The organism is Streptomyces griseus subsp. griseus, from assembly GCF_000720255.1.
GTDB lineage: Bacteria > Actinomycetota > Actinomycetes > Streptomycetales > Streptomycetaceae > Streptomyces > Streptomyces griseus_I.
In genome coordinates this window covers 63,090-76,119 of sequence record NZ_JOJE01000018.1, presented here as the reverse complement: position 1 = coordinate 76,119, position 13,030 = coordinate 63,090, and the positions used below count along the sequence as shown (strand labels likewise).

At 71.9% G+C, this 13,030-nt stretch carries 11 protein-coding genes; 5 read left to right on the top strand and 6 right to left on the bottom strand.

Going from position 1 to position 13,030, the window contains the following annotated elements; all coding sequences use genetic code 11:
- Positions 1 to 25: 25 nt before the first annotated feature.
- Both IG99_RS48850 and IG99_RS24270 read right to left on the bottom strand, forming a co-directional pair.
- Positions 26 to 670 carry a hypothetical protein gene (locus IG99_RS48850; protein WP_037677094.1) on the bottom strand — a complete coding sequence of 215 codons (645 nt, stop codon included), beginning with the start codon at positions 668 to 670 and terminating at the stop codon, positions 26 to 28.
- A 201-nt stretch (positions 671 to 871) separates the two neighbouring features.
- Positions 872 to 3,073 carry an N-6 DNA methylase gene (locus tag IG99_RS24270; protein WP_037677272.1) on the bottom strand — a complete coding sequence of 734 codons (2,202 nt, stop codon included), beginning with the start codon at positions 3,071 to 3,073 and terminating at the stop codon, positions 872 to 874.
- Between the two features lie 231 nt (positions 3,074 to 3,304).
- Here IG99_RS24270 and IG99_RS24265 point away from each other — a divergent pair, with 231 nt between their 5' ends.
- Positions 3,305 to 4,138, top strand: coding sequence for a hypothetical protein (locus IG99_RS24265; RefSeq protein WP_037677093.1), 834 nt, complete (start codon positions 3,305 to 3,307; stop codon positions 4,136 to 4,138).
- 29 nt (positions 4,139 to 4,167) lie between these two features.
- On the opposite strand, the gene IG99_RS24260 is transcribed toward IG99_RS24265, so the two are convergent.
- Both IG99_RS24260 and IG99_RS24255 read right to left on the bottom strand, forming a co-directional pair.
- Positions 4,168 to 4,911: a GNAT family N-acetyltransferase gene (locus tag IG99_RS24260; protein ID WP_037677092.1), complete on the bottom strand. Its 744-nt coding sequence runs from the start codon at positions 4,909 to 4,911 to the stop codon at positions 4,168 to 4,170.
- A gap of 106 nt (positions 4,912 to 5,017) precedes the next feature.
- Positions 5,018 to 5,767 carry an HNH endonuclease family protein gene (locus IG99_RS24255; RefSeq protein ID WP_107056008.1) on the bottom strand — a complete coding sequence of 250 codons (750 nt, stop codon included), beginning with the start codon at positions 5,765 to 5,767 and terminating at the stop codon, positions 5,018 to 5,020.
- Between the two features lie 211 nt (positions 5,768 to 5,978).
- Between IG99_RS24255 and IG99_RS24250 the strand changes: the two genes are divergently transcribed.
- On the top strand, positions 5,979 to 6,170 hold the full coding sequence (locus tag IG99_RS24250) for an antitoxin (protein WP_037677089.1): 192 nt from the start codon (positions 5,979 to 5,981) through the stop codon (positions 6,168 to 6,170).
- 10 nt (positions 6,171 to 6,180) lie between these two features.
- On the opposite strand, the gene IG99_RS24245 is transcribed toward IG99_RS24250, so the two are convergent.
- Entirely contained in the window at positions 6,181 to 7,080 is a 900-nt protein-coding gene (locus IG99_RS24245) for an SCO6745 family protein (protein ID WP_051865841.1), read from the bottom strand.
- Positions 7,081 to 7,196: 116 nt separating this feature from the next.
- Between IG99_RS24245 and IG99_RS24240 the strand changes: the two genes are divergently transcribed.
- Genes IG99_RS24240 through IG99_RS24230 form a run of 3 tightly spaced genes read left to right on the top strand, consistent with a single transcriptional unit; the run spans position 7,197 to position 8,996 of the window.
- On the top strand, positions 7,197 to 7,796 hold the full coding sequence (locus IG99_RS24240) for a TetR/AcrR family transcriptional regulator (protein ID WP_037677086.1): 600 nt from the start codon (positions 7,197 to 7,199) through the stop codon (positions 7,794 to 7,796).
- 53 nt (positions 7,797 to 7,849) lie between these two features.
- Complete coding sequence (locus tag IG99_RS24235) at positions 7,850 to 8,614, top strand: SDR family NAD(P)-dependent oxidoreductase (protein WP_037677085.1); 765 nt, start codon at positions 7,850 to 7,852, stop codon at positions 8,612 to 8,614.
- Positions 8,615 to 8,624: 10 nt separating this feature from the next.
- Positions 8,625 to 8,996 carry a MerR family transcriptional regulator gene (locus IG99_RS24230; RefSeq protein ID WP_037677082.1) on the top strand — a complete coding sequence of 124 codons (372 nt, stop codon included), beginning with the start codon at positions 8,625 to 8,627 and terminating at the stop codon, positions 8,994 to 8,996.
- Positions 8,997 to 9,098: 102 nt separating this feature from the next.
- Here the strand turns inward: IG99_RS24230 and mfd are convergent, their stop codons facing one another.
- Positions 9,099 to 12,632, bottom strand: coding sequence for a transcription-repair coupling factor (gene mfd / locus IG99_RS24225; RefSeq protein ID WP_037677080.1), 3,534 nt, complete (start codon positions 12,630 to 12,632; stop codon positions 9,099 to 9,101).
- Positions 12,633 to 13,030: the final 398 nt, after the last annotated feature.

The window sequence follows — 13,030 nt, the reverse complement described above, 5'->3', positions numbered from 1 at the left end:
GCGACGACGCGTCCTGTCGTCACGGTCACCTTCCGCCCCCGCTGTCGCTCTCGCGCGTGCCGTCCTGCCGGCGCAAGTAGTCACTGAGCTCGTCGAGCTCCGCGCGCACCTGATCGATCCGGGCGGGCGCGGGACGCTGGGGCGGGCCGGGGGCGGCTGTCGGCGGTTGGGGTATCGGGGTGTGGTGCGGCGGCTGGGGAGCGGGCCCCTGGGGTGCCGGGGGCGGAGTGTGCGGCCCTGGGCGCGGCGTCGTCGTCGCGCCGTAGGCCGACGTGGCCTGCGGGTAGCCGTACGCCGGCGGGCGCGCGGCCCCGTAGGGACCGTGGCGGAGCTGGTGGAAGTGGCGGATGTCCGCCGCGAGGTAGTACGCGATCGCGGCCACGAGCGTGCCCAGGAGCAGCGCGATGCCCGTCCAGCCGCCCACGGTGTGGACCTCCTCGCCGGGCTCCGTGCCCAGCAGCACGATGCTGAGCACGTCGGCCGCCAGCACGGCCACGAACAGGCCCCAGTCGAGGGACTTGCGGGTCACGATCGCCAGCCGCAGCAGCATCGTCCAGGCCAGGAAGCCGATGCTGAAGACCGAGATCACCACGAACAGCACGCGCAGGAAGGCCAGCCACCCCGTGTGGGGCGGCTGCGTCACCGGCTGCGTGTAGCCGTGGCCATGCATGACAGCTCCTGATGTCTGAGGGGACGATGGCTGAGGGGACGTACGAGGCCGGTCGGCGCGCGTCCGACAACGCCGGTCCCGTGATTGCCGCTTTGAGCGTATAGGCCGACACCGACAAGCGGTCCGGGTTGTACCGAACCGTTGTCGTGCCGATCGCTTCGCTTGACGCGGGTGCTCAGTGCTCGTGCTCAGTGCTCGTGCTCAGTCCGGGGCGACCGTGCCGTCCGTCAGACCGTCGTACATCCCGCGCACGAGTTGCTCGCCGAGGCGGCCCGCGTGGCGCAGCGCCCGCTCGAACTCGTCGAGGGCACGGAAGCGGGCGCCGTAGCGGCGCTGTTCGTCCAGCGGGAGCCGGGGCAGTTGGAGGCGCCGCACGTCGAGGCGGGTGGCGGTGGACGCGTAGCTGCTGGCCTGGCGGTTGTTGGCGGTGCCGCGCAGGAACCCGGCGAGGAACCACGGGTCCAGCGACGCCGGATCCGGCCGCAGCAGTACGAGATTGCGCCCCAGAGCGGCACCCCCGGTCGCCTCGTCGATCACACGCGTCACCGCGCCCCCGCCGAGCACCGGGAGCACCACGTCACCCGGCTCGGTCAGCACCGCCTCCTCGTCGCTCTCGGGCAGCGCCCCCGAGGGAGCCGTCCCGGCGAACACGTCATGGTCCGTGAGCACGGGCACGCGCGCGTGCCCGCCGCTCCCACCGGTACGCAGCAGAAGGGCACCCCCGCGCGCGAGTTCACCGACGGTGGTGAGCGGCCAGCGCGTGACCTGCGCGGCCTCGGCGGGCGGCGGGGTGAGGTCGGCGGTCAGCCGCAGCGTCTCCCCGAGACGTTCGCGTACGGCCGTGAGCGCCTCCGCGCCGTCGGCCGCCGGCGGGGGCGGCAGGTGACGGGCCGGGGCCAGGTCCACGTCGTCGTCGAGGAGCTCGATGACCGGCACGGAACGCGCCAGTCCCGGCCGCTCGTCCAGCGTCCCGGCCCGGTCGAAGTCACGCCAGGCGTCGAGCACGGATTCCCGCACGGCCCGCCAGTCCGGCCCGCCGCGCCCCTCCGTGGCGAACTGCCCCACGTCCGCGAGCAGTACTTCCGGTTGCGCGGGCGCCTTGCCGGGCCGGCGCAGCACCCACACGTGCAGCGGGATGTTGTACGGCGGCGCAGCACCCACCGGCAGCGCCACGACGGCCCGCAGCGCCCCCCGTCGCAGCAGGTCTGCGCGGATACGGCGGCCGGAGCGGCGGGAGGCCGAGGCCGGCGGCATGAGCAGCACGGCGGTGCCGCCGTCCCTCAGCCGCGCGAGCGCGTGCTGCACCCAGGCCAGCTCGGACTCGTTGCGCGCCGGGAAGCCGTACTCCCAGCGCGGGTCGTAGGCGAGTTCGTCGTGCCCCCAGTTGCGCTCGTTGAACGGCGGGTGGCACAGCACCGCCTCGGCGCGCAGCTCCGGATAGGCGTCGGCGCGCAGAGTGTCCCCGATGGCGCCGCGCACGGTCGCCCGGGTGTGCAGGGCGAGCCGGAGCGCCGTGAGCGCGGCGAGGTCGGGTGCGCTGTCCTGCGCGTACAGCTGCTGGTCGGGGCGGGCGGCGACGGCGCGCAGCAGGGTGCCCGTGCCGCAGGCCGGGTCGAGGACGCTGTCGGCGGCTCCGGCCAGGTCGGCCATGAGGCGGGCGAGCTCGGTGGGCGTGAGCGTGTACTGGCGCGGGTTGGCGTCGAGGTGCCGGCCGATGAGGAACTCGAAGGTCTGCCGTGCGCCCATCTCGGCGGCGAGTTCGGCGACACCGCGCAGAAGCGGGGCGGAGGGGAGGAGCTCGGGGCCGGAGGGGACGTGGAGGGCGGGGGCGCGGGGGATGGCCTGGGCGCCGGGGGTGTGAACGGTTGGCGTGTGAACAGCCGGCGCTCTGCCGGGCGGGGCGTGAACCGCGGGACTGGTGTTCACAGCCGGTGAGAGGTTCGCCGCCTTTGCCGTGTTTGCCACGTTCGCCGCGTTTGCCGCGTTCACAGCACTACTTGCGCTCACCGCACCCACGCGAGGCCCGATCACCTGCTCCAGCGTGCCCGGAAGCATCGCGGCGAGACGCTCGTCGGAGCCGGCGCTCACCTCCAGCCAGACCGTGGGGCGGTCGTGGATGAGCAGCAGGACGCAGCCGGCGTGCGTCAGTGCGGTGACCGGGCCCTCGGGATGGCCGGCGAGCTGCTGCCACACGCGTTCGCGCAGCGGGACCTCTGCGAGTTTGCCCTGGTGGCGTAGCCAGGACTCGACTTCGACCAGTGCGAATGAGGGGCTGGTCTCGGTGCCGCCGACCGGTTTCGGGAAGTCGGCGTGACGGCGGCGCCAGTTGCTGACGGCGGCACGGCCGACGCCGGCGAGCCGTGCGATCTCGGCGGCGGTCACCTCTGTCGCGTTGTCCTGCACCCGCGCCACTCCCCTCGTCCCCTGTGTGGCGACGAGCATACCGGTGAACGCTGGATCCACCCATTCACGCCGTGTACTCCAACCCTTTTGTGAATCGTGTTGACTCGGTTCACAGTCTCTGTTCTTATTGACCCAGCGAACGAGCGACTGTCGGATGAAGGCAGTTGCCACGCCTCCTCGCGGAGGGGCCGGCCGCAAGGGCCGCCCCACCTTTCTCACCAAGGAACTCCCATGCGTCGCACCGCACTCGCCGCCCTCTGCCTGACCGCTGTCACCGCCGCGGGACTCACCGGCTGCCTTCCGGGTCAGGACAAGGCGGACGACAAGGCGAACAACTCCGGCACGTCAGGCCGGCCCGTCGGGGCCGCCCAGTCGAGCAAGCAGAAGGAACCGTTCGCCGGGCTGAGCGCCGACGACATCGCCGAGCGGGCCTTCAAGGCCACCAACGGCGCCTCGTCGCTGCGCTTCAAGGGCGACGTCCCCGACGACGAGACCAAGGGCACGATCCAGATCGACCTGGCCCTGAACAAGAAGGGCGAGTGCGCCGGCACGATGAGCATGAACGGCCAGGGCAAGGCCGACCTGCTCAAGGCCGGGGACACCCTCTACATGAAGTACGACGAGGCGTTCCTGCGCGCCCAGAGCGAGGGCGACTCCAAGGCGGACACCGACGCGGTGGTGGCGATGCTCGCCGGCAAGTGGACCAAGATGTCCGCGACGGGCGCCGACGCCAAGGACATCGCGGGCTTCTGCGACCTGGACTCGGTACTGGAGGGCCCCGCTGACGTTGGCTCCGACTCGACCGAGGACAGCAACCCGGACGCCACGGTCTCCCGGGGCAAGACGACCACGGTCGACGGAACACCCGCGGTCGTCCTCAACGCCCGCGACGGCAAGGACCGTTACACGCTCTACGTCGCCAGCGAGGGCGAGCCCTACCTGCTGCGCATGGACAGCACCTCCGCCGACGAGCCGGGCACCATCACCTTCACCGACTACGAGAAGCCGGTCCCCGCGCAGAAGCCCACGGGCGAGGTCGTCGACCTGGACGCCCTCGCCGGCTGAGTCCCGGCCGGGAGCGGTGCCCGGACCGCTCAGAGCGGGTGCCGCATCCACACGTTCGGCTCGACGTACACGGCGTACCCGCGCCGCGGCGCGCAGTGCACCGGTACCAGGGCACCGGGCACCTCGGTCTCACCCTCGGTGTCGAAGGGCAGCCCCGTCCAACGGCGCCATTCCTCCAAGGAGGCGGCGACCGTCATCGACGCGGGAGCCACCCGCTCGATGGTCGCCCCGGCCCGCGCGTGGACACGCAGCCACGGGTCGTACGGCAGCCCGTCCTCACGCACCCGGTGGGCGTACTCCTCGATCGGGGTGCGAGGTTCCAGGTGCTTGGCGTTGGGGCGGACGGGGGCGACGACCTCACGGAAGCCGTGGGCTCGGGCGTTGTCGCGCATCGCGGAGAGCATCAGCCCGGACAGGCCGAGGCCCTGGGCGTGCGGAGCGACGACGATGGAGATGGCGCTGACCGTGTCGGGGGCGACACCACCGCGCAGGTCGGTGAAGGCCCACACGAGCACCTCGTCCCAGCCACGGTCCGGCAACTCCCCGCGGCCTTCGGCGGCGAGACAGAAGGGCACGCTGTAGGCGTGCGCGACGACTTCGCCCCGCGCGTCCTCGGCGAACAGCACGTACTCGGGGAGTTCGACCGGGATGCGACCGTAGTGGGCGCTGCCCACATGGTCCTGGACGGTGAACTGCGGCCAGCTGTCGGCCATCTTGGTGACCCGCTCACGCGCCTCGGGCCGCTCTGCCAGACTCGATACCCTGAACTGCATACGGCCACCGTAGGCGTTGACGGGCGACCCCAGAAACGGGTTTCCGCAGCGCGTCGGCCCGGCGCCCCGCGGCCCCGTGGCCCTGACAGCGCGGCCCCACTCGCCCTCAGTTCGCGTGGAACCGCGGCGGTGCCTCGGTCGGGTTGCCGCCGGAGGGGAGTTTCTGGCCGGCGCAGCCCGAGAGGACCTTCTCCATGGCGGCCTTCTCGGCCGCGGTGGCCCACAGCTGGTACTTCTTCTTCACGGCGACCTGCGCGGCGACGTACGTGCACCGGTAGCCCTTGTTGGGCGGGAGCCAGGTCGCGGTGTCGCCGTCGCCCTTGGAGCGGTTGGTGCTCGCGTCGACGGCGAGCAGGTTGAGGGGGTCGTTGGCCAGGGCTATCCGCTTGCCGGCGTCCCAGTACTTGGCGCCCTTCTGCCAGGCATCGGAGAGGGCGACGACGTGGTCGATGTCGACCTGGCTGCGACCGCGCCGGTAGGTCACGTCCTTGCCCGAGTACGGATCGGACTCCAATATGCCGTAGGCGACCTTGCAGGTGCCGCGGGTGAACCTCACCTTCTCCAGATCCCGTTTGAGGATGTCGTCGCGGGTGTCGCAGTCGTTGGAGTCCGTGTCCGCCCAGGGGGTGCCGAACCTGTCGCGGTCGTAGCCGGTCTTGGGCGCCCGGCCCTTCACCGTCAGCGACTTGGCCGCCGCGAGGGCGGCGCCTCCAGCGCTGCCGCCACCGCTGCCCCCGCCGGAGTCTCCGGTGGACCGGCCGGGCCCGGCGGGTCCCGTGCCCGTGGTCTGTTCGGTGCAGCCGGTCACGGTGAGCACCAGTACAGCGGCGGCCACGGCCCCGCCCCTCAGACGCATCACGGCGCGTCCCTCCCCTTGCCTGCCGGTCCGCCCGCCCAGGCGCAGACGGGGCTGTCCTTTGCCTCGTGCCCTGGTACGGCTGCGGCACACCGTAGCGGGCGGGCGCACAGGGGCGTTGGGACGGTCCGGGTCACGCCGGTGCTCGATGCGCATTCTTCGCAACTCGGGCGTATCGTCGGCGGTGAGTCACCTCCGAAGGAGCTGTGCCATGGGCATTTTCGACAAGTTCAAGAGTCAGGGCCGACACAAGGCGAAGGCCAAGGACATGTCCGACACCGCGGAACAGCGGGTCAACGAGAAGACCGGCAGCAGGTACGAGGACCAGGTCGACACCGCACAGCAGAGGACTGAAGGGGCGCTCGGCATCGACCGTGACCGCGAGAGGCCCGACCAGCCGTAGGTCTGCCTGCTCAGACCTTCCCTATCCCCAAGGTGGACTCCGAAGGCAGCAGGCCGGAGCCGAGCACCGCGACCCAGTAGTCGCCGAGCAGTGCGTTGAGGCGGTCCACGCCCGTGGGGCCGAGCGACTGCCAGGGGCGTGCGGCGAGATGGTCGGTGTGCTGTTCGACGCGACGACGCACCTCCCGGCCCGCCTCCGTGGCCGTACCGTCCTCGCCGACCAGGCCACGGGCGGTGAGACGGCGCCGCGCGGACGCCCACTCGTCGGCGCTCCAGCCACGGCTCTCGAAGCGCTCGACGGACGCGGCACCTATGGCGGCGAAGGAGACGAGCGACTCGACCGGGTCCAGGTCGGCCACGAGGAGGGCGGCGAGGTGGCCGTCGCCTCGGTGTTCGCGCAGGATGGTCGCCGCCTGCCACAGCCGCAGGTGCGGCTCGTCGGGCCAGTCCAGTACAGCGTTGGCCGCGGCCAGTGGACGCCCGGCCGTATCGACCGCCTCCGCCGCGCTCCGGGCCAGGGCGGCGGCCTCCGCCAGTTCGGGGCTGTCCACTCGGTCGCCGAACAGGGTGCGGTACGCCCGGTCCATGCCTCGCAGCCGCGCCTGCAGAACGTCTTCCGGGCTCGCCGTCGACCACGCCGACTCCATGTGGGCGGCGACCATGTCGGGCGAGAAGCTGTAGAAGGCGGACGCGACGACCCCACCGTCCACGGGGCCCAACGGCGCGGCTCGCAGCGGGAAGTAGCTCGACCAGCGGTCCTGCCTGTCGTACCCGAGCGCCGACGTCTCCTCGACGACCTCCGGCGCGAAGTACAGCACGGCGTGCAGTGGCTCCAGCAGATGCCAGAGCTGACGCACCCGGCCGAGCTCCACGGCACCCGCCTCGCCCGCGTCCTTCACGAGTTCCGGCATGACGTTCCCCCTCGTCACTCATCCTTCCGGCGCCTCCCAGCGCACAACTTGACACTGACAAGATTGCCCGAGCCGCCGTAACTTGTCAATGCCTAGATTGGGCGTACGCTGATGCCATGAGCCGCGCGCAGTCACAGCCTGAGAAGACCCGGGCCCCCGGGCGCCCGTACCACCACGGTGACCTGCGCCGCGCCATCCTGGCCGCCGCACTCGACGTCATCGCCGCCGACGGGCCCTCCGCGCTCAGCCTGAGGGATCTCGCCCGCCGCGCCGGGGTCTCGCACGCGGCGCCCGCGCACCACTTCAAGGACCGCACGGGTCTGCTGACGGCGATCGCGGCGGAGGGGTTCGGGCTGCTCGCGGCCACGGTCGGCGAGGTGACGGACCTGAAGGACGCCGGCGTGCGCTACGTCCGCTTCGCCCGCGAGTACCCCGCGCACTTCCAGGTGATGTTCACGCCGGAGCTGCTGCGCGCCGACGATCTGGAACTGACCACCGCCCGCGCCCTCGCCTCCGAAGCCCTGCGCGGGGCCGTCTCCGCCGTGCCTCCCGACCGCCGCGGCGGCGACGCCCGCCTCGCCGGCATCGCCGCCTGGTCCCTCGCCCACGGCTTCGCCACGCTGCTCCTCAGCCACAATCTGGACGACCCGGTGGGCGACCAGGACCCCGAGAACGTCTTCCGTGACCTGGCGAGCATGCTGTTCCGCTCGCCCTGACCAGCGGGCTCTCCTTGACCTTGACACCGGCGTCAAGGTCGGACGATCACCGCATGAGCCCCCTCGCGAACGAAGAGAACAACACCCGCACCGTCCTCGTCACCGGCGCCGGAACCGGTATCGGCCGCGCCACAGCCCGCGCGTTCGCCGCCCAGGGCGCACGTGTGGTCGCCGTCGGCCGCCGCGAGGCACCCCTCACGGAGACTGCCGAGGGCCACCCCGGTATCACACCGCTCCCGGCCGACATCACCGCCTCCGACGCCCCCGAGCACATCGTCCGTACGGTCCTCGACACCCACGGCCGCCTGGACGTGCTGGTGAACAACGCGGCAATCGTCCGGACCGAGTCACTGGGCACGTACACCCGCGCCGCCGTCGACCCGCTGCTGGCGACGAACCTCACCGCACCGGTCCTGCTCACCCAGGCCGCGCTCCCCGCCCTCACGGAGAACAAGGGCGTGATCGTCAACATCAGCACATCCGTCGGGCAGCGTGCCTGGCCCGGCAACTCCCTGTACGCCGCCACGAAGACCGCCCTCGAACTCCTCACCCGCAGCTGGGCCGTGGAACTCGCCCCACGCGGAGTCCGGGTGGTCGCCGTCGCGCCCGGCGCGATCGTCACCCCCATCGGAGAGCACATGGGCCTCACATCGGAGCAGTCACGGGCTTTCCGCGCCTGGCAGCTCGCCCACACCCCCGTGGGCCGCCTCGGCGAACCCGAGGAGGTGGCGTGGGCCGTCACCCGACTCGCCTCGCCGGACGCGTCGTTCGTCACCGGCGTCGTCCTTCCGGTGGACGGGGGTGCCGTACTCGCCTGACACTGCTCCCATGCAGATCGGCGAGCTCGCGGCGAAGACCGGCACCACACCCCGCGCCCTGCGCCACTACGAGCAGGCGGGACTGATCACCTCCGAGCGCGCCGCCAACGGCTATCGCGTCTACGACACCGGTGCGGCCGTCCGCGTCCGCAACATCCGACACCTCCTGGACGCCGGGCTCACCCTCGACGACGTTCGCGTGTTCCTGCCATGCCTGGACGGGGACGTCACCGCGGGACCGGCCTCAGCCACGGCCCTACGGGTGGCCGCCGAACGCCTCGCCGTCATGGACGCACGCATCGCCGCCCAGGTCGCCGTACGCGACCGCCTCGCCACGGTCCTGAGCCAGGCCACCGGCACGCACATGCGCCCGGTGGCCTGAGGACCGCACCCGCACCCGATCCCGCTGCCGCACCCGCTCCGGCTCCCGCTCCGGCTCCCGCTCCCGAAGCGACAGGACCGGTCCGGAGGACGGCCCTTCGCCCTATGACCCCAGCACCGACGCCAGGAACTCCCCCACCCAGCCCAGCAACTCCCGCCCGACCAGCGGCTTTCCGCCCACCTTCGCGGTCTTGGGGCGCGGCACCAGCACCTGGTGCACGGTCGGCTTGATGACGGTCCCGGGGTAGAGGCGCTTGAGCCGCAGCTCCTGCGACTCGCGCAACTCCACCGGCGCGAAGCGGATGTTGTTGCCCTGGAGCACGATCTCGCCGACCTCGCAGGCGCGCGCGAGCATCCGCAGACCGGCCACCAGCAGCAGGTTCTCCACCGGTTCGGGCAACTTGCCGTAGCGGTCGACGAGTTCCTCGCGGACGGCCTTGATGTCCTCCTCGGAGTTCGCGGAGGCGATGGCGCGGTAGGCCTGCAGGCGCAGCCGCTCGCCGGGCGCGTAGTCGTGGGGGACGTGCGCGTCGACGGGCAGTTCGATCTTGACCTCGAGCGGCGGCTCCTCCTCGATCTCGCCGGTCTCCAGCTGACGCCGGTAATCGGCGACCGCCTCGCCGACCATCCGCACGTACAGGTCGAAGCCGACACCCGCGATGTGGCCGGACTGCTCGCCGCCGAGCAGGTTGCCCGCGCCGCGGATCTCGAGGTCCTTCATCGCCACGTACATGCCCGCGCCCATCTCCGTGTGCTGGGCGATGGTGGCGAGCCGCTCGTGGGCGGTCTCCGTCAGGGGCTTCTCCGGCGGGTACAGGAAGTACGCGTAACCGCGCTCGCGGCCCCGGCCGACGCGGCCGCGCAGCTGGTGCAGCTGGGAGAGGCCGAAGGTGTCGCCGCGCTCCACGATCAGGGTGTTGGCGTTGGAGATGTCGATGCCGGACTCGACGATCGTCGTCGACACCAGCACGTCGAACTTCTTCTCCCAGAAGTCGACGACGACCTGCTCCAGCGCCGACTCCGACATCTGTCCGTGGGCCGTGGCGATCCGCGCCTCGGGGACGATCTCGCGCAGGCGGGCCGCCGCGCGGTCGATCGACTCGACCCGGTTGTGGATGTAGAAGACCTGGCCCTCGCGCAGCAGTTCGCGACGGATGGCCGCGCCGATCTGCTTCTGCTCGTAGGGGCCGACGAACGTCAGGACCGGGTGCCGCTCCTCGGGCGGGGTGGTGATCGTGGACATCTCGCGGATGCCGGTCACCGCCATCTCCAGCGTCCGGGGGATCGGGGTCGCGGACATCGTCAGGACGTCGACGTTGGCGCGCAGCTTCTTCAGCTGTTCCTTGTGCTCGACGCCGAAGCGCTGCTCCTCGTCGACGACGACCAGGCCGAGGTCCTTGAACTTGGTTTCGGAGGAGAACAGCCGGTGCGTGCCGATGACGACGTCCACCGAGCCCTCCCGCAGCCCCTCCAGGACGGCCTTCGCCTCGGTGTCGGTCTGGAAGCGGGACAGCGCCCGCACGTTGACCGGGAACTGCGAGTAGCGCTCGGAGAAGGTGCCGAAGTGCTGCTGCACCAGCAGGGTCGTGGGCACGAGGACGGCGACCTGCTTGCCGTCCTGGACGGCCTTGAAGGCGGCCCGCACCGCGATCTCCGTCTTGCCGTAGCCGACGTCGCCGCAGATCAGGCGGTCCATCGGGACCGACTTCTCCATGTCGTCCTTGACCTCGGCGATCGTGGTCAGCTGGTCGGGGGTCTCCGCGTACGGGAAGGCGTCCTCCAGCTCGCGCTGCCAGGGGCTGTCCGTGCCGAAGGCGTGGCCGGGGGCCGCCATGCGCGCGCTGTACAGCTTGATGAGGTCGGCGGCGATCTCCTTGACCGCCTTCTTCGCGCGGGCCTTCGTCTTCGTCCAGTCGGCGCCGCCGAGCCGGTGCAGGGTCGGGGCCTCGCCGCCGACGTATTTGGTGATCTGTTCCAGCTGGTCGGTGGGGATGTACAGCCGGTCGCCTGGCTGGCCGCGCTTGGCGGGGGCGTACTCCACGACGAGGTACTCGCGTGTGGCGCCCTGCACGGTCCGCTGCACCATCTCGATGTAGCGTCCGACGCCGTGCTGCTCGTGGACGATGTAGTCGCCGGTCTCCAGGGTGAGCGGGTCGATGGTCTTGCGGCGGCGGGCGGGCATCCGGGCGCCGTCGCGGCCGGCCGCCTTCTGGCCGGTCAGGTCGGTCTCCGTGAGCACGGCGAGCTTGAGCGCCGGGTCGACGAAGCCGTAGTCGATCGAGCCGCACGCCACGTGCACCACGGACGGGCTGAGCTGCTCCAGGTCAGTGTCCAGGCGGGCCGCGATGCCCTCCCCGCCGAGCACCTCGACGGTGCGGGCGGCCGGGCCGTGGCCCTCGGTGACGAAGACCGCGCGCCAGCCGTCGGCGAGCCAGCCCTTGGTGTCGGCCAGCGCCTTCGCGGTGTCGCCGCGGTACGTCTCCGGGGCGTGCATACCGAGCTTGAGGGTGTCCGCGTCGAGTTCGAGGTCGGCGGCGAACGGCGACACCGACCACCACATCATGTCCAGCTCGCGCGCCCGGTCGCGGACGTCCGCGATGGACCACAGGGAGGCCGCGCCGACGTCGATCGGCGCCTCGCCGCCACCGGCGGTGGCCGCCCAGGACGCCTGCAGGAACTCCTGGCTGGTCGCCACGAGGTCGGACGCGCGCGTGCGGACCCGCTCCGGGTCGCAGACGACCGACATGGCGCCCTTCGGCAGTACGTCGATCAGCAGCTCCATGTCGTCGACGAGGACCGGCGCCAGCGACTCCATGCCCTCGACGGCGATCCCCTCGGCGATCTTGCCGAGCAGTTCACCCAGCTCGGGGTGCTGTTCGGCGAGGGCACGCGCGCGTGCGCGGACGTCGTCGGTGAGCAGCAGCTCGCGGCAGGGCGGGGCCCACAGGCCGTGTTCGGCGACTTCCAGAGAGCGCTGGTCGGCGACCTTGAAGTAGCGGATCTCCTCGATGTCGTCGCCCCAGAACTCGATGCGCAGGGGGTGTTCCTCGGTGGGCGGGAACACGTCGAGGATGCCGCCGCGCACGGCGAACTCGCCGCGTTTCTCGACGAGCTCCACGCGCGCGTACGCGGCGGCGCCGAGGGCGTCGACGACGGCGTTGAGGTCGGCCGTCCGGCCCGTTCTCAGGGCGACCGGTTCCAGGTCGCCGAGGCCCTTGACCTGCGGCTGGAGCACCGAGCGCACGGGGGCCACGACGACGGAGACCGGGCCGGCCCCTGGGTCGTCGGGGCTGGGGTGGGCCAGGCGGCGCAGGACGGCGAGGCGGCGGCCGACGGTGTCGCTGCGGGGGCTGAGGCGCTCGTGCGGGAGCGTCTCCCAGGAGGGGTACTCCACGACGCCGTCCGGCGGGAGCAGGGAGCGCAGGGCGGCGGCCAGGTCCTCGGCCTCGCGGCCGGTGGCGGTGACGGCGAGGACGGGGCGGCCGGACTCGCGGGCGAGGGCGGCGATCGCGAAGGGGCGGGCGGCGGGCGGGCCGACCAGGTCGACGTGCATGCGGTTGCCGTCTGCGGCCGCCTTCGTCGCTTCCGCGAGGGCGGGGTCCTTGACTACGGCGTCGAGCAGACCGTGCAGGCTCATTCGGGGGCGGCTTTCGTCCGGGGGTGGGCATCGCGGACCGCCCGACGCGCGCGGCGGGCCGGGGGTCTGTCCAGCGTACGTCGCTGACGGCGTGGCCGTTGGGGGCTGTGGACAAGCTTGGGGTTCGAGGTGCGGGGTGTCTGTGCGGGGTCGGGTTTCGAGGTGCGGGGTGTCTGTGCGGGGTCGGGTTTCGAGGTGCGGGGTATCTGTGCGGGCGTCGCGGGTCCTCGCCCCCGCCGCCCCTACCCGTCCCATCCCTGGGGGCTGCGGCCCCGGACCCCCGCTTCGGCCCTGAACGGGCCTCGTCCTCAAACGCCGGACGGGCTGAAACACACAAAGCACCCGGCGCCGAGAACACCCCCGTGGGTCTCGGCACCGGGCTCCCTCTGTACGGGTCG

What these genes read in the sequence shown, in the direction of transcription:
- IG99_RS24245 (WP_051865841.1), bottom strand. Translation starts at nt 7,080, where the DNA reads ATGCCGGAACTCGTGAAGGACGCGGGCGAGGCGGGTGCCGTGGAGCTC.
- mfd (WP_037677080.1), bottom strand. Translation starts at nt 12,632, where the DNA reads ATGAGCCTGCACGGTCTGCTCGACGCCGTAGTCAAGGACCCCGCCCTC.
- IG99_RS24265 (WP_037677093.1), top strand. Translation starts at nt 3,305, where the DNA reads ATGCGTCGCACCGCACTCGCCGCCCTCTGCCTGACCGCTGTCACCGCC.
- IG99_RS24240 (WP_037677086.1), top strand. Translation starts at nt 7,197, where the DNA reads ATGAGCCGCGCGCAGTCACAGCCTGAGAAGACCCGGGCCCCCGGGCGC.
- IG99_RS24255 (WP_107056008.1), bottom strand. Translation starts at nt 5,767, where the DNA reads ATGCGTCTGAGGGGCGGGGCCGTGGCCGCCGCTGTACTGGTGCTCACC.
- IG99_RS24230 (WP_037677082.1), top strand. Translation starts at nt 8,625, where the DNA reads ATGCAGATCGGCGAGCTCGCGGCGAAGACCGGCACCACACCCCGCGCC.
- IG99_RS48850 (WP_037677094.1), bottom strand. Translation starts at nt 670, where the DNA reads ATGCATGGCCACGGCTACACGCAGCCGGTGACGCAGCCGCCCCACACG.
- IG99_RS24235 (WP_037677085.1), top strand. Translation starts at nt 7,850, where the DNA reads ATGAGCCCCCTCGCGAACGAAGAGAACAACACCCGCACCGTCCTCGTC.
- IG99_RS24250 (WP_037677089.1), top strand. Translation starts at nt 5,979, where the DNA reads ATGGGCATTTTCGACAAGTTCAAGAGTCAGGGCCGACACAAGGCGAAG.
- IG99_RS24260 (WP_037677092.1), bottom strand. Translation starts at nt 4,911, where the DNA reads ATGCAGTTCAGGGTATCGAGTCTGGCAGAGCGGCCCGAGGCGCGTGAG.